The sequence below is a fragment of the Bradyrhizobium sp. HKCCYLRH2015 genome (assembly GCF_051168215.1).
Classification (GTDB): domain Bacteria; phylum Pseudomonadota; class Alphaproteobacteria; order Rhizobiales; family Xanthobacteraceae; genus Bradyrhizobium.
In genome coordinates, this window is sequence record NZ_JBNPUO010000003.1 from 628364 (window position 1) to 648859 (window position 20496).

Sequence of the window (20496 nt, forward strand, 5' to 3'; positions counted from 1 at the left end):
TTAGTCTACGAAAGCAACCAGAGCGTTCATTTAAAATGACGGGAGAGCGCAGCAGAATTCCGAATCGGCGCGCTCGATACCCACTAAGCTGGAGATGCACAAGACGCTGCTCGAGGATCTGGGAACGTAAGCGGCACACGGTGCTGTTCGTCGCGCAAGACCTCGGCGGGGCGCTGACGCTCGCGAGCCGCATCATCCTGCTATCGGCGCGCCCCGGCCGGCTGAAGGATGATTTCGAGGTCTCGTTCTCCCGGCCCCGGGATGCCGTCGGGTTGCGCGAAACGGCCGAGTTCGGACGACTCTATTCCCACATCTGGCATTCGCTCGGCGAAGAGTTTCGCCGCACCAAGGCAGACTGAAAAAGGCCGACTGATCATGTCGACGCGCCGCAATTCCGTAATTCGTAATTCCGAAGAAGACCGGATTGCCGCCCGCGCCATCAAGATTCGAGATACGGAATTTATACTTGAACTAGGTCGTCGTGGTGATCTTGCCCTAGTCGGGTGATGCGGCGAACACATGCGACCAGAGCCGGCGCCTTCTCTGTTATGTCAATCTGCATACCAAAACGGTAACGGCCACACGCGAGGAGACCAGTGGTCTTCTTTGCTGATAGCGGCGCTGCTGGATGTTTCGCCTATATGCTTAAACGGCCCAATCCGGGATAGAACCGCCAGGACTTGCTCACGGCCGCTCACGTCCCCGACCACGACGTGATAGGTTGGTGTCTGGTTATTTGAGAAGAGTCGAATTTCAGCGACGAGCATTAATCTCTCTAGCGATCCGAAGGCAGCCGTAGCCAGCCGGTAACCGACAGTATCGGGAGGCGCGTCGTCGAGGGTGCCTCCGACAACAAAGGACGCATTGGGCTTGGTACCCAGAATGTAAGGCAAGCAGATCGGCCGAAACGTTCCGGGTTCCAACTCAGTCAAGAGGTGGCAATAGCCGATCTTCGCCAGCATGCGGGCGAAGCTCTTTGGCACATGCCGGAAGCGAGATGGTACTTTCATGCCGTACTTTGCGATGAAGACATTCGCCTTTTCCTGGTCGGAGATGGCAACCAGTTTCCAGACCGAAGAGACATCGACGTGTTCGGGAAGCCCTTCGAGCAATCCGGCTTTGCCCATTTTGTAGAAGACCATAGCAGCCGGGTACTCGCTGTAAGGTACCTTGACAGTACGCTCGGGCCGCTCAGGATCGGCCAGAATGATATGGCTGGGCCGCTCCTTCTTGCGCCGGCTCGGAGCGTTGTAGCTGTTGCGCGGCGAACCCCATAATTCGCGAGCGACGTCCTGCTCGAATATCTTGGTAATATCGGCACAGCCGTCACAGCTCGCTCCTTCGAGAATGTGCTGGCCGCCGAGTGCGAGGGGAACGACGTGCTCATCGGTTAAACGAACGTCGTTTCTGCGGCAGTAGATGCAGAAGCCGCGTGTCGGAATTCGGGTGTGGCCGTGTGACATTGCTGAGGCAGTCGCTGATGCTTTCGACAAGGTGGAAGTCCGACTTTCGTCGGACTTCCTTTTCTGATGCTCACTTTGGATTGTGGTCCGCGTAGACGATCAAGCGCCAGCGGATCGATCCTTGCTCCGCAGTGTGCGCGTGATGACCTTGTGGCGGGAGGATGTGTCCCGATGCAATGCCGATCTCGCGATGACAGCCCATGCACCGGTATATGCCGGCGAAAGGGGCCGCTTCTCCCGGCCCATGGTCCTGATCAAAAGCGTCGTGCGTGGATTGTGCAAGATAGTTGCCGTACTTGTAGCTAGCCATTCGACATTCTCTCGACTGAGACAATGCCGGACTTGACCTGTCGGTGATGACCGAATGTAATGCTGGTGCTGTGAACACCAGCAACTGGCCCGCAGTCCGGCTGGATTGCGCGGGCAATTCGGGGCCGCCAGTCGCAAGCTGGCGGTCCTCCCCGAATCGTCAGAGCTAGTGGAACATGCTTCCCCGTCGGCAACCGTAAATCGTAGACATTATCCCAGCTATTCACAGGCGCATCCTGTGGAGAACTAAAGAACCTGTGCAGTTTCGGATAACATCGACGCAGCGTGATCGAACTGGCGCTGCAGCCGCCGGGAATTCGCCTGCGGCGTGCCCAAGAGTTAGAGTCCCCAGAGCAAAGCTGACAGACAATGGAGATTACGGGGAAATTACAGTAACGCTGCACAAGACGGAATGAACGTACAACCACCTTTCATTCCCACGCAGCCCGACGGGCAATTCCCGCAATCCCGTCATGCGCCAACTGCCCGTCGAGCCAGTTTGTCGCACGCTTGCCGACTTGTCGCGTCGGGCAAATCACGACGATGATCCCGGCCATCCCGCCTGCGATGAAGAGGGACGTTTCGGCCGATCGTCACGAGGCGTAGCAGCGGGGAGCGGTGGCCGTATCGGGCTTGGGGCTTTGCGCAAGCGGGCCGGCGAGCAAGCGCGGTACGGACGGTCAAGTCGTAGGGTCCTGGCATCCCGATGCCGATGCCAAGTTCGCATGCAGGCTTCGCCTCGTGCGGATGACGGTGACCAGAAAGCCCGGCGCACCGGGGAGACTACGAAGCAGCCGTAACGCCATCGCGCAGGGAAGGCCGGGTCGCTCCGGCTGAACCTGTGGTTCCTGCCCCGTGCAATCTTTCCGCACGGGGGCCACGGGTGCCAGTCGGCACCCGGCCTTCCCTGCGCCCTCCGACCGATGCGGAGGGAATGATGGTCAAAGCTCGGGTGCAATCGCGCCGCGAGAGCGGCTCTGTTTGACTCCGCGTCGACCACGCTGCGCCGCGTGCCAATCGTGCGTGCTGCTGCCGGATGGGGCCCCCAGAGCTGAATATTCGGGCACCGCCCGCCACATCTGCTCCACTTTGTCGGCGCAAATCCGCCCGGTATGAATCCCTAAAACTCAGGTAAGCCCTGCAAAAGTAAGATTTTGGCAATCAATCGAACGCTAACTAAGGTTACCAAGTGCTCAACGTCATGCGGAGACTCTGAACGTGAGCGACCAAAAGCCCGAACGGGCCAGCCTTGGCGTGGCCGGTACGACTGGCGCGGCCCCTGCGAGCGTCGACCCGGCCCTGACGACATCCGCCTCCCCGGACGCAGTCGATCCGGCCGTGCCCACGATCGCCGCGGTGGCCCCGCCCATGATCGCGCCGGATCACGAAGCGCCGGCGGCTGATCGTCCGGGCATCGACCCCAAGGTGGCAATCGTGGAAGCGGTGACCGCGCCCGAGCCGCAGCTCGACACCAAGGCCGGACCGGTTGCATTGGACGGCGCCACGACCGACGCCAAGTCTGCGCCCAACAGCCCTGGGCTCAACAGCCCAGCGATCAACAGCTCTGCGATCAATACCGGGATGACGGCCGGCACCGAGATCGGAACGATCAAGCCCGAGCAGGCCAAGAGCGAAGCCGTCACGGCCGAGCCGGAGAAGATCGAGCCCGCCAAGATCGAGGCGGTGAAGCTGGAGCGCGCCAAGCCCGAGCCTGCGCGGCTCGACCTGGTCAAATCCGACAAGGGCAAGTCCGACAAGGTCAAGCCCGAGCTGACAAAGTCGCAGGCGGCAAGGGGCACGGTGCCGGGCAAGGTCGAAGCCGGAGCGATCCCGAGTGCTGCGAAATCTCCCTCGACGATCCTGGATCTGATCAGGACCGAGCCGGTCAAGTCGGAGCCGATCAAGGCGGCGGCGGCCGGCGAGCTCCTCAAGGTCGAGACGCCGAAGCTGTCGGCGCTCGCGGCCAATGCGCCGAAGGTGGGTCCGATGGCGGCGACCTCGCCGAAGCCGGACGCGCCCATCAAGCCGGATGCGCCGATCAAGCCCGTGACTGCCACCAAGACGGAAGCCGTCATCCGGCCCGAGCCGGCCGCAAAGCCCGAGCCGGCGGCGAAACCAGAGACGGTTGCCAAGCTGGAGCCCGTTGCCAAGCCGGCATCGGCAGCCAAGCCAGAGGCGTCCGCGTCGCGTCCGGTCACGCCGGTCCAGGCGGCCGCCGGACCGCTGACCAAGGCGAGTGCTCTTGCCGCCGTCGACAAGGCCGCAGCCTGGGCCAGGGCGAAGTTCAAGACCGAGCCGTTCAAGGTCGATGCGGCGCCCAAGCCGGCGGCCGCCGCGACGGCAGCTCGCGCCGCTGGGGCGTCGCCGCCTCCGCAGGCGCAGACCCTGCCGCATGCCGCGAACGGGAGGCTCGGCCTTCCGGCCATGGCCGCGATCCTGCTGCTGTCGATGGTCGTCGGCGGCGTTGCCGGTGGTCTGGTCACCGCCAAATTCGTCACGCGCTCCGGCGGTGGTGACGTGGCCGATGCGACCGCCGGCGAGGCTGCGGATTCCACGCTTGGCGCGACGGTGGCGCGGATCGACAATGATGTCGCCGCGCTGAAGGCGAGCCTCGACCAGACCAATCAGACCAGCCTCGTCGAGCTCAACAAGTCCGCCGAGCGTCTCGACCGGCTCGAGAAGATCCTGGGTGACCTGTCGACGAAATCGTCGGCCAAGCCGAGCGAGCTGCAGCGTCTGAGCGAGGCCGTGGACCGGCTGCGCGCCGCGCAGGCTTCCGCGACATCGCAGCAGGCGGCGTCACGTGATAGCGCGGCATCCGTGCCGCAGGCGGTGGGCGCGATCAATGCGGCGGCCCCGCCCGCGGGGGTGGCGAGCCGCCAGGAGGCGAACCGCGCCGAGGCAGCCAGGACCGAGGCAGCAAGGGCAGAGGCGAGCCGGACCGAGCCGGCGCGGGCGGAGGCCGCTGCTCGTCCGGAGCCGAACCGCGCGGAGGCCGCCAAGCCCAAGGTCGTCGAGGGCTGGGTGCTGCGCGACGTCGGTCGTGGCGGTGCGCTGATCGAGGGCCGCGGCGGCCTCTACGAGGTCTATGCCGGCGATCCCGTGCCGGGCCTCGGCAAGGTCGACGCGATCCGCAAGCAGGACGGCCGCTGGGTGGTCGTCACCACCAAGGGGCTTGTCGTCTCGCGCTGACCGACCATGTGTTTTGGGAGACGAATCTGACGAGGCGCCTCACCGCGACGTGAGGCGCCTCGTCGCACAATTGTCCGAAGCCGCCCGCCTTTCGGCTATCTTCGAGGGCTAGCAGGCCGTCAGTTGCGCCATGGAATCGAGGAGGCGGATCTTGCGACTGTCGGTATTCGGCCTTGTGATGCTGTGCTGCGCCCCGTTCGCCCATGCGGACGAGAGCGCGCCGATCGAGCGCGGCGCCGCCATCCTCGAGCCGTTCGCGCTGCGTGAGCTCGACAACGGCGCGTTCGGCCTCGGAAAGATGCTCGCGCGCGCGAGCGATGCGCCGCTGACCGACGCGGCATTGTTCGCGCTGCCGTCGATGGCCCCCGTGCGCAAGGCGCTCGAGGCGGAGTTCGACCGCTACGTCGACAAGCACAAGACGACGTTGCCGAACGAGAGCATCGGCGTCGGCACGTCCTACGCGTTCCAGCTGTTCGACCGCACCGTGCTCGATTCGTCCGATGCCCGCTTCGTGCTGGCCGGTGTCGTCAATCGCATGGATCGCGCCTTCGTCGATCCCGACCATTGCGGCGAGGTGCGGCTGCTGTACCGCCTGACGCGGACGACGCCGCCCGAGGCCAAGGACGGCGAGGTCGCCTCGCCGCGGCTGCCGATGACGCTCAACATCGTGCTCAAGGCGCGCAGCGACGCGCAAGCCAAGAGCAACTCCCCGAGCTGCGCCGAGATCGCCAAGCGGTGGCTGGCGACGTCCGATCTGCAACTGACCGGGCCGGAGCTTGCCGCGAAGCTGACGGCGCCGGACGGGCCGCTGGCGCTGATCAGGCCGGAGAACATCCACCGCATCGAGACCAACCTGCAAATCGCGCATGCGCCGAAATCGGCGATCCGCGATTTCCGCACCGACTACATGATGAAGGTGTTCGACTATCAGGCCGCGAGCGGGACGTTCGAGGAGGCGGTGCTGGAGGATCAGGTCGATCGCGACCGGCTGCTTTCGGATGCCGCATTGGCGCGCGAGTTCAAGGCCTGGCTGCTCGACCCCGTCCATCTCGGCGAGCTCGACCGCGGCACCGCGGTGATCCCCGACCAGTTCCTGGCCAAGGTTGCGGTGGCGCCGACCCCGGTCGGCTTCGTCAATTCCGATCTGCTGCCGGCCTACGGGCTGGTGCAGGGGAGCGCGGACGGGCAGGGTGCGGTGTTCACCGAGGCCGATGTGGTCGGCGCGCTGGAGAAGGCGGCCGCGCAGGGCATCGTGCTGCAGAACATCCAGTCGGTCGCGGGCTTCGAGCGTCGCCTCAACGATTCGAGCTGCGGCGGCTGCCATCAGACCCGCGGCATCGGCGGCTTCCACTTCCCCGGTGTCGACTGGATGGCGGAGAAGCCGTCCAACACCGTGGTGGTGCCGGGCTCGCCGCATTTCTTCGGCGACCAGGTCCGCCGGCGCGACATCCTCAACGCCTTTGCCGAGGGCCGTACGCCGGATTTCTCGCGCGGCTTCGCCAGCCGCCCGCAGCTGCGCGGCAGCGATGAGCTCGCCGGCACGGTCTACAATGACGGCTGGGGCGGGCATTGCTACGCGCGCCACGCTGACGCGACGGACAACGACAGGAGCTTCTCGACCTGGACCTGCGCCGCGAACCTTTCCTGTCAGACCGGGCCGGCGACGCGGTTCGGCATGTGCTTCATCGCGACGCGCTAGCTCAGGCTACTGCGCCGCGCGCGCGCAGGTCGCGGATGGCCTCGTCGTCGAAGCCGGCGCTGCGCAGGATCTCGTCGCTGTGCTGCCCTATGCCGGGCGGCTTGCGCGGTGCGACCTTGCGCTGGCCGTCGATGAAGATCGGGCTGTTGACGGTCAGCATGGTGTCGTTCTCGAACGGCACCAGCACATCGTTCTCGATCATCTGCCTGTCGTTCGGGATGTCGTCGAGAATGCCGACCACGCCGAACACGAGCCCGCTGCCGTCGAGGATCCGGCGCCAGTCGGCCAGCGGCCTGGTCGCGAACACCGCGTCGAACTCATGGATCAGCTCGACCGAGCGGGCGTGGCGATCGGCCTTGGTGACGAAGCGCGGATCGTCGATCAGCTCCTCCCGGCCGAGGCAGCGGGCGAGGATCGGCCACTGCCTCTCCTCATTGAGGAGCGACAGCATGATCCAGCGGCCGTCCTGGCATTTGTAGTGATTGGCGACCGCGTTCAGCGCGCGCTCGCGCGGCCGCCGCTCGACGAAGGTCGCACCGCAAAGCTTGGCCTGGGCGAGCACGGAGGCTGCCCAGACCCCGTTGGCCATCAGGTTGGAGGCGACATGGCAGCCCTTGCCGGTCTTCTCGCGCTGGTAAAGCGCCGTGACGATCGCGCCATAAAACGCCATCGCGCAGGGGTGGTCGCCCATGCCGGCGACGGAGCGGGCGGGTGTCGTGCTCTCGTCGGCACGGACCAGGTCCATCAGTCCGGAGCGCGCCCAATAGGCATTGCTGTCGAAGCCGGGTTTGTCGGCTTCCTCGCCTTTCTCGCCATATCCGGTGAACGACGCGTAGATCAGCCGTGGATTGAGCGGCGCGAGCTTGTCGTGGGTGAGGCCGAGCTTGGCGCGGACCGACGGCGGAAAGTTGGTGATGAAGACATCGGCCTCACCGACCAATCTATGCAGGACGGCCTGCGCTTCCGGCTTCGACAGGTCGAGCGCGAGGCTGCGCTTGTTGCGGGCTTCAAGATACCACGCGTAGTTATGCTCGCTGCGCGGATAGCCCGGCAGGTTCGGCAGGTTGCGGTAGGGATCGCCGGCGCCGGGCGGCTCGATCTTGATGACGTCAGCGCCGAAATCGGAAAGCACGGTGGCGGCTGCGGGAGCCGCGATGAAGCTCGCGCAGTCCAGCACCTTCAGGCCATGGAAAATGCCCTTGTCGTCCATGATGCGTCGCTCCCGTCGCTTGTTTCCGCGCGCTGGAATTCTGTTGTCGGCGCGGTTCGAGGCGCATTTGACCCGGGTCGGGCGGGCGAGGCAATGGCGGGGAGGGAGCTGAAACTACAAACAAGCGTAAAGATGTGATCAGGAGCGGGCACCGCTCCTGTCTATTTCGACGTGTCGACAATCATGCTGGCTTGGTGAGGGGAACGATCGCGCCGAAAAGCCGCGAGGCGGAATGGCGCGCCAATTGATCCGCTACACTTTCAGGTTCTCGGCCGAACTCCTGCCGCGGTTGGCAATCTCGTCGTACTCGATGGTCTGGCCCTCGTTGAGGGTCGCCAGCCCGGCCTTCTGCACGGCGGAGATGTGAACGAAAATGTCCTTGCCCCCGGCCGCAGGCTGGATGAAGCCATAGCCCTTGGTCGGGTTGAACCACTTGACCGTACCTTTAGCCATACGTCGCCTCCGCGGGATCAATCCAATTCGAACCGGCGGTCCCCGCAAACCGTCAGGCCCGGAATTCGAGAATACTGCGGTTGTGACAGGCGTGATAGCGCAAACAGCGGGCGGTTTTGGCCCGAAATGATCGATATCGTGGCGGCTTTGCGGCTTTTGACCGCAACGCCACCGTTCCGCCCGTCGCCGCGGACCCGCTGCAACCGTTCTCGGTATGACAGCGCAGGCTGCAAACAGGTTCAACGCAACTCGTCATGCAGCCGTCCCTTCGTCCGAGAGCATCGCGAGTTCGGCGGCATCCATGGCCGTCCTGACGCGCATCGGCTCAGCGCGGCCGCGAATCTCGACCTCGCGCTGCGGCAGCACGTCGGCGGCAAGTCGCGCCCGCGCGTAGACCTCGTCCGAGATGATGACCTGGCAGCCGAGGGTCTTCGTCATGTCTTGCAGTCGTGATGCGACGTTGACGGCGTCGCCCAGCGCGGTGAACACCATGTGGTCGCGATAGCCGATCTCGCCCACGATCACCTCGCCGCCGTGAATGCCGATGCCGAAGCGGATCGGGTCATGCAGATCATGGCTGAGGAACGCGTTCAGCTCGGCGATGTTGGCCGCGATGTCGCGCGCCGCCTGGATCGCCTGGCCGCACGCGACATGTGAATCGGTGGCTAGTCCGAACAGCGCGAGCATACCGTCGCCGACGAACTGATTGGGCTGCCCGCCATTCGCCAGCACGGCCTGGGAGACGGCGCTGAGGAAGCGGTTGACGATGAACACGACGTCGAACGGCAGCCGTTTCTCAGCGAGGCCGGTCGATCCGCGCATGTCGACGAACAGGCTGACGAGGTAGCGCTCCTGCCCGATTCCGGCGCGCGAGCTAGTGCGCTCGCCGGGTGTCGGGTTCGGCATGAACAGCTGAAAGAATGAAAGATCGCCGGTGGGGCGCAACTGGCAGGCCAGCCTGACCGACGGGTCGGCCGCGCCGATCTGCGCGAGCACGAAGGCTTCGCGAGGCGAGGGTGGCGGCAGCGCGCCGGGATCTCCGATCACCCTGATGCGGCAGGTCGAGCAGCGCGCGCGGCCGCCGCACATGCTGGCATGCGGTACGTTGTTGCGCAGACTGGCCTCGAGCACCGACAAACCCTTTGGCACCCGGATGGAGCGGCCATTGTTGTAGGATAGCGTGACCATGCCGCCACGTCGCTCATGCACCGCTCGCACGCCGCGCGCGGCGAGCGCCAAGCCGATCAGGCCGCCATAGCCGATCAGGAAGCCGTTCATGATGGTCTCGAGTACTGCCTGCTCCAGGGGCGTGCCCATCTGCCGCGACAGATTCTCGACCCGCCACTGCGGCGCTGCGCTTGCCGCGATGACGTCTCGGCCTCCACGGTAGAAGCCGAGCAGCGCCAGCGCCGGGATCAGCACGGCGCAGGCGAGCAGCCACGGCGCCGCGCGCTTGTAGAACGGCTTGAGCCGCAGCCAGAAGTGCAGCCCGATGCAGCCATGCGCCCATGACGTCAGCAGCGCGGCCGACATCAGCCAGATCCGCCAGGACGGGCCGGTCCAATAGGAGTACAGAACCTGCGGGTACAGCTTCTCTTGTCCGTACAGGGCCTGCCCGATGCGGACGCCGGCGATGTGGCTGAAGATCAACGCGGGGATGCTGAGGCCGAGCAGCAGCTGCAGCGGCTCCATCGTGCTGCGGCTGAATTGCCGGCGCTGATAAAGCGCCCACACGCCGAGCCCGCCATGGGTGAGAGCGGCCGCATAGAACAGCACGGCGATCGGAGGAAACTGCCAGAACGCCACATGATAGGACACGCCCTCGGCGAGGGCCTGCAGCGAGATGTTGCCGAGCGCATGGTTGAGAAAATGGCTGAGCAGGTAGCTGAAGAGGATGAAGCCGCAGATCAGCCGTACCTGCCGCACACCGATGCCGCGCCGGGCGGACTGTAAACGATGGGAAATCGAAATGGTCATGTGGTCCGTATGATCTGGAGCCGCAATGCTAGAGATTTATTCCCTGTTGTCCTAGAGGGCTGATGGCGGTGGTCATCCGGCGGCGCGAGCTGCGCGCGCGAACGTTGACTCGCCCGGCGGAGTCGGGGAAAAGCACCGCGTGACGGCCATTCCCCCAGGCATCGACAGCCCAAAGTTTCGGTCCACGCGCGCTGCGTGGCTGATGGCGGCGGCCGTGATCACGAGCATGACGATCATCCGTCTCGTCTACGCCGCTGCGCTCGATCTGCGCACCGACGAGGCCTATTACTGGACCTGGTCGAAGGAGCTGCAGCTCTGCTTCCTCGATCATCCGCCCATGATCGCCTGGTTCATCCGGCTGGGCACTGCCCTGTTCGGCGATACCAATCTCGGCGTCCGCTTTGCCGGCATCCTCGCGATGGGCGCGACGCAGCTCCTGCTCGCCGACATCGTTCGCCGCGCCACTCACAATATGCGGGCGGTGATCATCGTGGTGCTGCTGCCAGAGGCCGCGCTCTATTATGGCCTGCTGATGGCCAAGGTGGCCCCGGACGTCGCGGTGATCCCGTTTGCGCTCGCGATGATCTGGGCGCTGGTGCGGCTCGCCGAGAGCGACGACGGCCGCTGGTGGCTCGCTGCCGGACTGTTCGGCGGGCTGGCGCTGCTGTCCAAATTCACCGTCGTCATGCTGCTGCCCGCCGTGGCGGCGTTCCTGCTCGTGCCGGCCTGGCGCAGCCGCTGGCTGCTCAGTCCCTATCCATGGTGCGGAGCATTGATTGCGCTGGCCGTGTTCTCGCCGGTGCTGATCTGGAACGTACAGCACGACTGGGCCTCGTTCCGCTTCCAGTTCGTTCGCGCCACCGCGCCGCATGAGTTGTCGTTGCGGACGCTCGGCGATTACATCGGATTGCAGTTCGGACAGGTCGGCTTCGTGCTGCTGCCGGTCACGCTGTCGGCGCTGAGTTTCACGGCCTGGCGCGGCTATCGCACGCGTGAGCCGGTCGCGATCCTGCTGTCGACGGCGGTGCTGGTGCCGTTCCTCTACTTCCTCTGGAAGTCGTTCACCTTGCGGATCGGCGACACCTGGCCGATGTTCATGTGGCCGATCGGGTTTGCGGCGGTCGCGATCAACATCGTCAAGCTGCCGCAGGACGGCGCGCCCGCCTGGTTCGTCCGATCCACCGTGCGCTGGGCGCGCATCGCCGTCGTCAGCGGCATCGCCATGGTGGTCCTGATCTTCCTCTACTACGTCGCCGCGCCCTGGAATTTCCTCGGGCGGGCCGATCCGATCGGCGCCGAGGCGGGCTATCAGCAGGTGGCGGCGCGCGCCGAGCAGGAGCTCAAAAGCAGCGGTGCCACCTGGATCGCGACCTCCGACTATCGCACCTACGCGATGATGCGGTGGTTCTTTCGCGGCCGCGTGCCGGTGATCCAGATCAACGAGCGTGCCCGCTTCATCGGCTTTCGTGATCCCGGCATGAACCTGATCGCGGGACATGCCGGCCTCTACGTCGTGCGCGAGCCGGACAATGCCGGCCCGCTGCTGGCGGACACGACCGCGCACCGCGAGCCGCTCGGACGCGTCGAGCGGAGCTGGCGCGGCCGCGTCATGGACACCTACGTTTTCGGCAAGTTGACGGGCTGGACGCCCGAACTGGCGCCGCCGCCGGACTCGCCATTGTACCAATGGCGCTGGCTCGCCGGTGAGTTCGATTCCGCGCCGCAGGCCTGAGCCTCATTCCTGCTCCTCCTGCTTGCGCAGGAGATCCTTGGCGAGATCCGCCAGCGCCGGTCGCGGCAGCGCGGCAAACGGCATCGGGCGCGTCACGTCGATGGCCGCGAGGCCGAGCCGCGCCGTGAGCAGTCCGTTGAGCACGCCCTCGCCGAGCCGCTGCGACAGCTTTGCCGCGATGCCATGGCCCAGCACCTGCTGGATCAGGCTGTCGCTCGCGGCCATGCCGCCGGTGATGGCGAGGTGGGCGACGACATGGCGCAACAGGCTGATCATGCCGAGCGCGCCGGGACGGCCGCCATAGAGCCGCGCGAGCTGCCGGATCATCCGCAAGCTTGCCACGAAGACGAACAGCACGTCGATCAGCGCGCGCGGGCTGACAGCCGTGACTACGGAAACCCGTTGCGCCGCGACCGACACCAGGCGCCGTGCCTCGATGTCGAGCGGCGCCATCAGCTCGCGCTCGGCAAGCTTGATCATGTCGCCGCCATCGATGATGTCGTCGGCGTGGCCGGCGAGCGCGGCACGCGGACGCGCCAGCCGGGGATTGGCATGTGCGATCCGCAGCAGCTCGGCGACCACCTCCCGGCTCTCGGCGCGATCGTCGGACAGCAGCACGGCGGCCGCGCGCTGATGCAGCTTCTCGATGGTGGCGAGACGCACCAGGCCGTAGGTCTCTCGGGCAATGACGACCGCCAATGCGATCGCGGCTGCGGCCGCGAATCCCGCGCCGACATAGCCGAGCGCCTCGCTGCGCGCGAACAGATCCTCGATCAGCCGGGTGACGCCGAGGCCGAGGCCGAGCAGGACGAGGCCGGTGACCGAGCCCCAGAAAACGGCGCCCCAGCGAAAGCCGCGCCGTGCCGGCAGCACGGTCTCGACCGGCACCGGCAATTGCGCCGGGTCGGCCTCAGGCGTGATCTGGATGGTGCCCCGGCCGGGCCGGGCGGCGTCCTCGGCATCGACCACGACGACGTCGGGATCATCGAGCCGGAAGGTCTGGGGACGACGAGGCTTGGCGCGTTCGCTCATTGCAGCCGGTCTCCGATCAGGAACTGAAGGGCGCGGTCCATGCGGATATGGGGCAAAGCGGGCTCGCCGCCAGCATCGGGGGCCAGCAAAGGCGGGCGGAAGCGCAGAAAGCGGAAGTCGGTGCCGTCGGCAGCAGCGCTCGACAGGCCGCGGTAGGCGCCGCCCTTGAACAGCTCCTCCGGATCGGCCGGCAGCTCGCCCGGAAACGTCGCCACCTCGGTGTCGCCGTCGAAGATCTCGCCATTGGCGCTTTCGCCGGCGGCCGGCGTGCCGAGCAGCGACGGCAGCTTGTCGCGGCCGCGGGCGACCAGCGCCTCGCGTGTCGCCCTGACGGCGGCCAGCGCCACCACATCGATCGCAGCGCCCGTGCTCTCGGCCCGGGCCACCGCGCGGTTGACGGCGCGCCGCAGCACGGCTTCGAGCCGGTCGTGGCTGGTGTGATGCAGATGGTCGGCCTTGGTCGCCGCGAACAGGATGCGGTCGATATGCGGCCGGAACAGTGCGGTCAGCAGATTGCCGCGTCCGACGCGGAAGCAATCGAGAATGCCGGTCAGCGCCGCCTCGAGATCGTGCAGCGCCTCCGGTCCGGCATTGAACGCGGCCAGCGCGTCGACCAGCACGATCTGGCGGTCGAGCCTGGCGAAATGGTCGCGGAAAAATGGCCTGACAACGATGTCCTTGTAGGACTCGTAGCGGCGCGCCATCATCGCCCACAGCGAGCCGCTCGGTGCCTGGCCGTCGGCCGGCACGTCGAGCGGCGCAAAGGTCAGCGCCGGCGAGCCCGCGAGATTGCCCGGCATCAGGAAGCGTCCGGGCGGCAGCAGGCTCATGGCGAAGCGCTCGTCGCGGCAGGCGCGCAAGTAATCGGTGAACAGCCGCGCGGCCTCGAGCGTCGCCGACTCGTCCTCGCGGCCCTCGGGGGCGAGCGTCGCCAGATGCGCGTGCCAGTCCCTGGCGACATGCGCGCGCGGCTCGCTGCGCGACAGCGCGAGGCTTTCCCGCGCCCATTGCTCATAGCTCTTGTTCAGCAGCGGCAGGTCGAGCAGCCATTCGCCGGGATAGTCGACGATGTCTAGCGTGAGCGTCCGCTCGGCGCCGTTGGCGCGCTGGAATTCGATCACCAGCCTGAGCTCGCTGATGTCGACGGTCGAGCTCGGCCAGCGTCGCTCGGTGACCAGCGCCCGCACGTGGCTCTCATAGGCAAAGCGCGGCACGCCGTCGTCGGGTTGCGGCGTCAGATAGGCGCGGGCGATGCGGCCCGAGGCCAAGGCCTCGAACACCGGCATGCGCCCGCCGCGAACGAGGTCGTGGATCAGCGCCGTGATGAACACGGTCTTACCGGCCCGCGACAGCCCGGTGACGCCAAGGCGGACGGTCGGGTTGAGGAAGCTCTCGCCATAATCGAGCAGGGCACGGGCCGAGAGCCGCGCTTCCTCGACGAGTTCGGAAAAGGTCACCATGGGAGGAGGGGAATTCGCCAGTTGAAAAGGGCGTGAGCGATTGTTGACAGGTGGCGATGCAAAACACCGGATTCAAGCTCACAATTCCGGCCCGTTTCCGGATAGAACCAGACTTTGAACGGAACGTTGACCACTGGAAACCATAATCCTTCCGGCACAATTGTCCCGGAAAACCGGCACCAGGCTCTGACATGACCGTATTTCAACTGAAGCAGTTCGCCTCGACCTCCGTCCATGCCGCCACCGGCGCGATGCGCTGGAACTACGACAAGGTCGAGATGATCGCGGACGGCGTCGTCCACGTCGTCGGCATCGCCGCCGGGCTGGTCGCCGCAACCGTGCTCGTCGTGCTGACCTCGATCTATGCCAGCGCCGTCGACATCGTGGTGGTGTCGATCTATGTCGCGGGACTGCTCTCGATGCTGACGCTGTCGGCAACCTATAATCTGTGGCCGGTGTCGCCGACCAAATGGGTGCTGCGCCGCTTCGACCACTCCGCCATCTACGTGCTCATCGCGGCCACCTATACGCCGTTCATCGCCGCCCTGAAGGACACGGTGTTCTCGGCCGCGCTGCTGCTCGGGGTCTGGGGCGTCGCCATCTTCGGCATCGTTCTGAAGCTGCGCTGGCCGGGCCGCTTCGACGCGCTGTCGATCGGGCTGTATCTCGCGCTCGGCTGGAGCGGCGTCATGATGTACGACCGGGTGATCTCGGTGATGCCGGCCTCGGTCCTGGCCTGCGTGCTCACCGGCGGCATCCTCTACAGCCTCGGCGTCATCTTCCACTCGTGGCGGCGCTTGCGCTTCCAGAACGCGATCTGGCATGGTTTCGTGTTGCTGGGCGCCGGCTTTCATTATACGGCAGTGCTCGACTTGGTCTTGACCTAGAAAATTCCACGAGGAGGGCTTTGCATGAAGGTGACCGGCAAGATTGTTGTGGTCACCGGCGGAGCCCGCGGCATCGGCAAGGCGCTGTGCGAGGCGTTCGCGGCTGCTGGGGCGGCCAAGGTGATCGTGGCCGATCTCGACGAAGCCGGCGCCAAGGCCGTCGCTGATGGCATCGGCGGCGCCGCCTTCAGGTGCGACGTCTCCCAGGAAGCCGACATCCGGCACGTGATCGAGGAAACCGAGCGGCAGTTCGGCCCGATTGCGCTGTTCTGCTCCAATGCCGGCATCGGCGGTGGCTTCGACCCGCTGTCGGTCAATGTCGGCGGCATGTCCGACGAGCCGTGGGCGCGGAGCTGGGCCATTCACGTGATGGCGCATGTCTACGCGGCGCGGCATCTGATCCCGCGCTACAAGGCGCGCGGCGGCGGCTATTTCCTCAACACGATCTCGGCGGCCGGCCTGCTGTCGCAGGTCGGCAGCGCGCCTTATTCGACCACCAAGCACGCCGCGGTGGGATTTGCCGAGAATCTCGCGATCTCGCACAAGGCGGACAACATCAAGGTCTCGATCCTGTGTCCGCAGGGCGTCGACACCGACATGCTGCGCGCGATTCCGAAGGGCCCGCAATCCGGCGACGGCGACCTGACGCCGGAGCAGGTCGCGCAGGACGTGCTGAAGGGCCTTGCCGAAGAGAGCTTCCTGATCCTGCCGCATCCGCAGGTGCTCGGCTACATGCGCAAGAAGACCGAGAACTACGACCGCTGGCTCGGCGGCATGGCGAAGATCCAGGCGAAGGTCCGCGAGGAGTTCGGCAAGTAGGTCCGTGGTCATCGTCGGCCGACGTTGACGGCGAACTGCCTCAACGCCCTCCGCCGTCGTCGTCGCGAATGCGGCGACCCATAACCCCAGGGAGCAGTTCGAGGCACGCGCGTCGACCATCTCGCTCGACGATTTCGGCCGCGGCGTATGGATCCCGGCGTTCGCCGGGATGACGATGGGGAGAGATTGTCTGCACACCATCAGCAGCGGACATGATCAAACATCGCTGGACGTCATTGGGCCTTCTCGCGGCACATCATGCCCGAGCTCTACGGCTGACTTGTCCCTCCGAACAAACGAAGGGCGCAGGGAATGCCGGGTGAGGGCCTCACCCATGGCCCGCCTGCAGAAAAAAATGCAGGCGGCAGGTACCACAGGCAAAGCCGAACACTCCGGCATTCCCTGCGCGACGGTCTTTAACGCTTATACGCAGTCTCCCTGGTGCGCCGGGCTTGTTGGCCACTATGCCGCGACAATGCTTGCGCATTGCGCGGGTGATACCAGCGTCGGGGTATCAGGACCCTGCGACTTCACGTCCGCAAGTTGCCGTTCGTCCGCGCGCAAGCACGCTGCGACATCTCGCGGCCATCGCTCCCCGCCTCGCGTGTCGTGACGATCGCGCGCAACGCCCCTTCGTGTGAGGCGGGATGCGCGGAAACATCGTCCTGATTTGCCCGACGGTGCAAGGCCACGTGCTGCGGCATTTCAACACGACGGGCAGTTTCGTCATGACGCGCATGCGCAATCTGCCCGTCGGGCGCGCTCATGGCTCCGACGGCTGCATGTCCTGCTCTGCCGCGCGCCAAGCTTCGAGCGCGCGGGCGTACAGCAACAGGCCCTCGCGCACCGTGCGCTGCTCGGCCTTCGACAGCGACGACAGGGCGCCGCGAACCTGCTGGCGGCCGAAGGCGTGCAGCGCCGCCAGCGTTTTCCGTCCCTTGGTTGTGAGGCAGAGCGGCTTGATGCGGGCGTCGCCGGCATCGATCGTCTCCTGCAACTCGCCGCTGTCGATCAGCTTGCGGACCATGCGGCTGATGCTGGATTTCTCCAGATGCAGGATCGTGCCGAGCTGCATCGCCGTCAGCGGGCCGCGCAGGCCGATCTCCAGGATGGTGTGAACCGCCGACGGCGGAAGGTCGGTGGCGGCCAGCGTCGCTTCCATGAAGCCGAGCTCGCGCACCATCAGGCGCGCGGCGGCGCGGATGTCGTCGACGAGCGTGAGATCCGGGTCGGGCATCTTGACTCCTGCCATATAGTTGTATCATACAACAAATAGACGATGCAACGTGGCATCGACGACGCCGTACAGCGGAGGGTCGGAGATGAGTGATACGCAGCTCACGGCCGGGGCAAGCGCGCCCGCGGCGTCGCGGATGCAGGGGCAGGTCTGCCTCGTCACCGGGGGCGGCTCCGGCATCGGCCGGGCCGCCGCCTTGAAGCTCGCCGCCGGCGGCGCAGAGGCAGTCGTCGTCGCCGGACGGCGCGAGGCCGAGCTGGCCGATACGGCGGCACGATGCCGGGCGCTCGGGGCCGAGGCGCTCGCGGTGAAGGCCGACGTCACGCGCGAGGACGACGTCGCGAACCTCGTGCAGGCCGTGCTGGATCGCTATGGCCGGCTGGATGCGGCGTTCAACAATGCCGGATTCCAGGAGCGCCGGGCGCCGATCGAGCAGCAGGGCGACGGCGTCTATGCGGACGTGTTCGACACCAATGTGCGCTCGGTGTTCCTGTGCCTGCGCGCGCAGTTGCCGGTCATGTATGCGCAGGGCCGCGGCCGCATCGTGATCAACGCCTCCGTGAGCGGCGTGCGCAATCCGAATGCGGGGCTTGCGCTCTATTCGGCGTCGAAGGCCGCCGTGATTTCGCTGACGCGATCGGCCGCGATGGAGGCGGCGCCGCGCGGCGTCCGGATCAACGCGATCGCGCCCGGACGCGTCGTCACCGACATGATGCTGCGCGCCGGTGTCGGCGACATCGCGACCGTCGCCGCCGGCCTGCCGCTGCGGCGGATGGGGCAGCCCGAGGACATCGCCGAGGCCGTGCTGTGGCTATTGTCGGACGCGTCGTCCTATGTCGTCGGCCACGTCCTGGCGGCCGATGGCGGCTTCCTCGCGTCCTGAATCCGAGAGGCGTCGGCCGTCGCCGACGACGCAGCGCCCGCGATCGCCGCAGCCGTCTCGGACCCTTGATTGTCGTCGAAAGAGGATCATGCCGAGGTCCGAATTTCGCCGGCTTCCGCGCAGCGATCGTCTTCGTTTCAACTAATTAGTTTGGTCTGCGAACGCCAAGACACCGCTGCGCGGCTTCGCGGCGACTCATTGCGAACAGCTCTCAATCTCGCCTGAAATCATCCCGGCTCGGCAAAACTTCCGCCGACGTTTTCCGGCTATCTGCCAGGCAAGGGGAGCTCGTCGCGTGCATGCGCTGCGTATTCATTGCGACGGCGCCCTGACCTGACGTCGTCGCGTGATATTGGCATACCCCGGCATTGCTTTGCAGGCTCATTCACCACACAAGACCGGCGCGTTCGCGGTGCGGACCAAGCGGCTCATGGTGACGCGATCCCACCGCGGGGTCACGCTCGCGCTCGTCGAGGTGCTGCTGTTGACCGTGATGGTGGTGGACGGCGCGTCCGCGCAGCAGACCATCAAGGCCAAGCCGACGGACGTCGTTCCGGGACGCGCCGACCGGCTGTTCTTCCGTCACGTGACGGCGCGCAGCATCTACTACAACGTTCCGCGGATCACCAACGACAGCCGGACGCTGATGATGCGCCAGGACCCGCGTGGCGTCAGCGCATTGCTGCGTCCGGTGCGCGAGGCCGGTGCGCCGTCGCTGGCCGCGCCGGGCAAGCGCGACGCGGCGGTCGGCAGCTTCGGATTCGCCGCGTTTCAGCCCGCCCGTGGCGCGCGCGTCGCCACGGCCGAGCCGGCGGGAGACGCTCAACGCGCCGCGCCGCAACCCGCCGCACGGCAGATCGCAGCAAAGCCAGCCGCCGAGGCACAGCCGGCCAAGCCGGACGAGACCGTGGCAGCAGCCCAGCCCGCGGCCGTGCTGCGCAACCGCGACGTTCTTCCCGATCGCAATCTGAACACGGTGAAACCGCAACCGGTGACCGCCGATGCGAAGCCCTACGATCCGACGGGTGTGATGGTCGGGTCGTTCCTGGTGAAGCCCGCCGTCGAGATCCAGGCCGGCTACGACACCAATCCGACCCGGCGAAACGGCGGGCAGGGCTCACCGGTCGCCATCGTGGCGACGGAGGTCGCGGTCCGCTCGCAATGGGAGCGGCATCAGCTCAACGCCGATTTCCGCGGCGCCTACACCGAGGACACCAACGTCCGTTCGCTCAGCCATCCGACCTTCGAGGCGCGGGCGCAAGGGCGCTATGACGTCACCGAGGGCACCGCGATCACCGGCGAGGCGCGTTTCGTCAACGATGCATTGGCGCTGCCGGGCGCGCTCAAGCTGCCCCGCGCCACGACGTTCGGCGGCAGCGCCGGCGTGCTGCAGAAGATCGGTCCCGCCGAGATCGCATTCAAGGGATCGGCCGACCGCGTCGTGTTCAACGACGCGCTGATCGTCGCCAACGTGCCGCTGCGGACGCAGGACCGCAACTACACCCAGCCGGGCGCGCAGGTCCGCATCACCTATGCGCTGACGCCGAACATCTCGCCGTTTGTCGACATGAGTTTCGATCGGCGCAACCACGATCTGCAGGTCGACTTCAACGGCCAGCGCCGCGATTCCAGCGGCATCACCGCGCGCGGCGGCGCCGTCGTCAACGTGGGAACGCTGACCGGCGAAGCCTCGGTCGGCTATCTCACGCGCCGCATGGACTCGCCGCTGATGCCGAACATCAACGGCGTGATCGCGGATGCGACGCTCGCCTGGGCCGCGACCGACGCCACCACCTTCGTGCTGGTGGCGCGCTCGCAGGCCTCCGAGACGCCGGCGATGAACGTCTCGGGCATCCTGTCGCGCGACGTGATCCTGCAGATGGATCATCAGTTCGAGCCGTGGCTGATCGGAACGCTGCGCGGCGGCTACGGCCAGGATCAGTTCGTCGGCATCGGCCGCGTCGACCAGCGCATGTTCGTTGCCGCGGGCGGCACCTACAAGATGAACCGCAACGTTCAGCTCAAGAGCGAGGTCCGCACCGAATGGACCCGCTCCAACATCGCGCTGAACAACTTCATGGCGGTGGTCGGCGTCGTCGGCGTGCGATTCCAATATTGAGCGGGCAACAGGGCGGGTGGACGA

General features: G+C 66.2%; 17 protein-coding genes. 8 read left to right on the plus strand and 9 right to left on the minus strand.

Annotated elements, in window-relative coordinates; all coding sequences use genetic code 11:
- The first annotated feature begins 140 nt into the window (after nt 1-140).
- A complete protein-coding gene (locus tag ACQR1H_RS10850) occupies nt 141-359 on the plus strand; it encodes a hypothetical protein (protein WP_434882903.1) in 219 nt (72 codons plus the stop codon).
- Between the two features lie 192 nt (nt 360-551).
- Here the strand turns inward: ACQR1H_RS10850 and ACQR1H_RS10855 are convergent, their stop codons facing one another.
- Both ACQR1H_RS10855 and ACQR1H_RS10860 read right to left on the minus strand, forming a co-directional pair.
- Nucleotides 552-1493, minus strand: a complete 942-nt coding sequence (locus ACQR1H_RS10855; protein ID WP_434882902.1) for an HNH endonuclease — start codon at nt 1491-1493, stop codon at nt 552-554.
- A gap of 40 nt (nt 1494-1533) precedes the next feature.
- On the minus strand, nt 1534-1773 hold the full coding sequence (locus ACQR1H_RS10860; protein ID WP_434882901.1) for a hypothetical protein: 240 nt from the start codon (nt 1771-1773) through the stop codon (nt 1534-1536).
- 1217 nt (nt 1774-2990) lie between these two features.
- Between ACQR1H_RS10860 and ACQR1H_RS10865 the strand changes: the two genes are divergently transcribed.
- On the plus strand, nt 2991-4964 hold the full coding sequence (locus tag ACQR1H_RS10865) for a hypothetical protein (protein ID WP_434907537.1): 1974 nt from the start codon (nt 2991-2993) through the stop codon (nt 4962-4964).
- Nucleotides 4965-5094: 130 nt separating this feature from the next.
- Nucleotides 5095-6663: a hypothetical protein gene (locus tag ACQR1H_RS10870; RefSeq protein ID WP_316238103.1), complete on the plus strand. Its 1569-nt coding sequence runs from the start codon at nt 5095-5097 to the stop codon at nt 6661-6663.
- A gap of 1 nt (nt 6664) precedes the next feature.
- Here ACQR1H_RS10870 and ACQR1H_RS10875 read toward each other — a convergent pair whose 3' ends face one another.
- From ACQR1H_RS10875 to ACQR1H_RS10885, 3 genes are all read right to left on the minus strand, one after another.
- The gene (locus tag ACQR1H_RS10875; protein WP_316177414.1) at nt 6665-7873 is read right to left on the minus strand and encodes a CaiB/BaiF CoA transferase family protein; all 1209 of its coding nucleotides are present in this window, start codon (nt 7871-7873) and stop codon (nt 6665-6667) included.
- A 252-nt stretch (nt 7874-8125) separates the two neighbouring features.
- Nucleotides 8126-8326: a cold-shock protein gene (locus tag ACQR1H_RS10880; RefSeq protein WP_315713975.1), complete on the minus strand. Its 201-nt coding sequence runs from the start codon at nt 8324-8326 to the stop codon at nt 8126-8128.
- 252 nt (nt 8327-8578) lie between these two features.
- Nucleotides 8579-10303 (minus strand): adenylate/guanylate cyclase domain-containing protein, encoded by a 1725-nt coding sequence (locus ACQR1H_RS10885; RefSeq protein ID WP_315803177.1) that lies wholly within the window; start codon nt 10301-10303, stop codon nt 8579-8581.
- Nucleotides 10304-10529: 226 nt separating this feature from the next.
- On the opposite strand from ACQR1H_RS10885, the gene ACQR1H_RS10890 reads away from it, so the two are divergent.
- Nucleotides 10530-12035: a glycosyltransferase family 39 protein gene (locus ACQR1H_RS10890; protein WP_434907538.1), complete on the plus strand. Its 1506-nt coding sequence runs from the start codon at nt 10530-10532 to the stop codon at nt 12033-12035.
- A 3-nt stretch (nt 12036-12038) separates the two neighbouring features.
- On the opposite strand, the gene ACQR1H_RS10895 is transcribed toward ACQR1H_RS10890, so the two are convergent.
- The gene (locus ACQR1H_RS10895) at nt 12039-13067 is read right to left on the minus strand and encodes a YcjF family protein (protein ID WP_315803179.1); all 1029 of its coding nucleotides are present in this window, start codon (nt 13065-13067) and stop codon (nt 12039-12041) included.
- The gene (locus ACQR1H_RS10900; RefSeq protein WP_315803180.1) at nt 13064-14527 is read right to left on the minus strand and encodes a YcjX family protein; all 1464 of its coding nucleotides are present in this window, start codon (nt 14525-14527) and stop codon (nt 13064-13066) included. The genes ACQR1H_RS10895 and ACQR1H_RS10900 overlap by 4 nt, the downstream gene beginning before the upstream one ends.
- A 191-nt stretch (nt 14528-14718) precedes the next feature.
- Here ACQR1H_RS10900 and trhA point away from each other — a divergent pair, with 191 nt between their 5' ends.
- Nucleotides 14719-15414: a PAQR family membrane homeostasis protein TrhA gene (gene trhA, locus ACQR1H_RS10905; protein ID WP_315759485.1), complete on the plus strand. Its 696-nt coding sequence runs from the start codon at nt 14719-14721 to the stop codon at nt 15412-15414.
- 24 nt (nt 15415-15438) lie between these two features.
- A complete protein-coding gene (locus tag ACQR1H_RS10910; RefSeq protein WP_315803181.1) occupies nt 15439-16233 on the plus strand; it encodes an SDR family oxidoreductase in 795 nt (264 codons plus the stop codon).
- Nucleotides 16234-16763: 530 nt separating this feature from the next.
- Here the strand turns inward: ACQR1H_RS10910 and ACQR1H_RS10915 are convergent.
- Both ACQR1H_RS10915 and ACQR1H_RS10920 read right to left on the minus strand, forming a co-directional pair.
- Entirely contained in the window at nt 16764-17000 is a 237-nt protein-coding gene (locus tag ACQR1H_RS10915) for a hypothetical protein (RefSeq protein WP_315803182.1), read from the minus strand.
- Nucleotides 16997-17470 carry a MarR family winged helix-turn-helix transcriptional regulator gene (locus ACQR1H_RS10920; RefSeq protein ID WP_315803183.1) on the minus strand — a complete coding sequence of 158 codons (474 nt, stop codon included), beginning with the start codon at nt 17468-17470 and terminating at the stop codon, nt 16997-16999. Before ACQR1H_RS10920 ends, ACQR1H_RS10915 begins: the two co-directional genes overlap by 4 nt.
- A gap of 85 nt (nt 17471-17555) precedes the next feature.
- Between ACQR1H_RS10920 and ACQR1H_RS10925 the strand changes: the two genes are divergently transcribed.
- Together ACQR1H_RS10925 and ACQR1H_RS10930 are read left to right on the plus strand one after the other, a co-directional pair.
- Complete coding sequence (locus ACQR1H_RS10925) at nt 17556-18353, plus strand: SDR family NAD(P)-dependent oxidoreductase (RefSeq protein ID WP_316238097.1); 798 nt, start codon at nt 17556-17558, stop codon at nt 18351-18353.
- A 430-nt stretch (nt 18354-18783) separates the two neighbouring features.
- Nucleotides 18784-20472 (plus strand): outer membrane beta-barrel protein, encoded by a 1689-nt coding sequence (locus ACQR1H_RS10930; protein ID WP_316238096.1) that lies wholly within the window; start codon nt 18784-18786, stop codon nt 20470-20472.
- The last annotated feature ends 24 nt before the right edge of the window (nt 20473-20496 follow it).